The organism is Mesorhizobium sp. M1E.F.Ca.ET.063.01.1.1 (assembly GCF_003998155.1).
Taxonomy (GTDB): Bacteria; Pseudomonadota; Alphaproteobacteria; order Rhizobiales; family Rhizobiaceae; genus Mesorhizobium.
This window is the reverse complement of sequence record NZ_RZSC01000994.1, coordinates 1-1,789: the sequence shown is the minus strand read 5'-3', so window position 1 is coordinate 1,789 and position 1,789 is coordinate 1. Positions and strand designations below refer to the sequence as shown.

At 64.4% G+C, this 1,789-nt stretch carries 3 protein-coding genes; all 3 read left to right on the top strand.

Going from position 1 to position 1,789, the window contains the following annotated elements; translation table 11 throughout:
* Window positions 1–595: dihydrofolate reductase family protein (locus EOA29_RS35215; RefSeq protein ID WP_348628933.1), on the top strand; the 595-nt coding region annotated here is incomplete at its 5' end.
* A gap of 643 nt (window positions 596–1,238) precedes the next feature.
* On the top strand, window positions 1,239–1,481 hold the full coding sequence (locus tag EOA29_RS35210) for a hypothetical protein (protein WP_245464733.1): 243 nt from the start codon (window positions 1,239–1,241) through the stop codon (window positions 1,479–1,481).
* A 76-nt stretch (window positions 1,482–1,557) separates the two neighbouring features.
* Window positions 1,558–1,789, top strand: a 232-nt coding sequence (locus EOA29_RS35205) for an SOS response-associated peptidase family protein (RefSeq protein WP_348628934.1), incomplete at its 3' end; no start/stop codon positions are given.

Below are 1,789 nucleotides of genomic sequence, written 5' to 3'. Positions count from 1 at the left end.
GCAATCATTTGTGCATTCTTGGGCCTGCGAAACGGAGGCGCCGATGGCCAGGATCGTCTATTCCATGCTGATGTCGCTGGATGGCTATATTGCCGGGCCGGACGGCGACATCGACCTGCCGGTGCCCGAGGAAGAACTGCATCGGCATTTCAACGGGGAAATGTGGCGGACGGCGATCGCGCTCTGCGGGCGGCGCCTGTATGAGGCGATGCGCTTCTGGGACAGTCCGGAGCGGGAGGCCGGCGTCGAGGTCGAACGGGATTTCGCCCAAGCCTGGCGGAAGACGCCGAAGATCGTGTTTTCGACGACGCTCGGCGAGGTCGGTGCCAATGCCCGGCTGGCGGATGGCGACGCCGCGGCGGCGGCAAGATCCCTCAAGGCGGAAACGGATGGCGAGATAAGCGTCGGTGGCGCCGAATTGGCCGGGCATCTGTCACGCGCGGGCCTGATCGACGAGTACCGGCTCTATATGCACCCGGTCGTGCTGGGCGGCGGCAAGCCGTACTTCCAGCGTGGGCTGTCGCTCACGCTGACGCCGCTCGGAACGCAGAGCCTTCCCCAGGGCGTGACGCTGCTGCGCTACGCGCCCGCCTGAGCGAAGACCGACTGAGGCCAGCAGGGGCCCGCCGCTTCGGCCGTTTGCGCCGCTCCGGTTGCTTTGGTCTTAGGGCCTAGGTCGTTCTTGCCCTTGCATGAGCGCAAGCGCATGTTCGATGCAGCCGGCAGGCTCGCAAACTCCGGTCAGGCCCGGCCGCCGAACCCAATACACCCCCCCAGGCTGCCGGGCCGCCCTAGCCTGTCCGTTTCGCCGCCGCCCCCCAGAGTGTCACGGCCGGTTCGCTGTCTCCTATCCGCTGCCGAGCGGGTAAGGATTTGCGACGAGGCAAAGCCCATGCATCGTATGCTTGCCGGCACGCCGATCGCTCGCCTCGCCGCCGGCCTCGACGTGACCAGTTCCCATCGGCGTGCCCGAGACCCTCGCGCTGCAGATCCGCTCAGACGCATTCGAAATGCACCGCCGCATCGTCTCGCAAACCGAGCACCATATCGAAGTTGGATTCTGCTGAGGGGTTCCTTCAAGGTTTCGGCGCAGAGTTTTTATCCATTTTGGGTGGCCTTTGCGGGAAATCTATATTTTCGACGTCAAGTCCACCCGAGCCCTGCGACTGCTATCCTGCTATGGCCAATGAACGAAAGCTTACGGCAACCCGTCGCAGGTTGTTCAAGGATGCAATTCTTTGGGCATCGAGCTGGAGCTGCACATGGTGACAGGCGAACCAGACAGTGTCCGCGTGAAATTCATCAATGGCCAATGGCTGGTGCGCATCGTCGAAGGCGGCAGGCTGACGCAGCAGCTATTCGATATCCACGCGGAAGCCGAAGCCTTCGCAGAGGAGGAGCGCCACCGGCTCGGGCTGCCCGGCGAGCCGCCGACCGCGGAGCCGGTCGAGACAAGGCGACGCGGCGGGCGCGGGCGCTGAGCGGCGGTGCTATGCCCGGCAAGTTGCGCTCCGCGAAAAAATGCTGGAACAATCGGCGGACAGAGAAACGCTGCCGATGTGCAATCTTTACAACATCACCACAAGCCAGGAGGCGATCCGCCAATGGACGCGCGCGCTGCGCGACATCTCCGGCAATCTCGAGCCTTCGGTCGACATCTATCCCAACCAGCCTGCGCCAGTGGTGCGCAATGCCGCCGACGGCAGCCGCGAGCTCGCCAATCTGCGCTGGGGCATGCCGACGCCACCTGAGCGGATGCGCGGCAACGCCGATTCCGGCACCACCAACA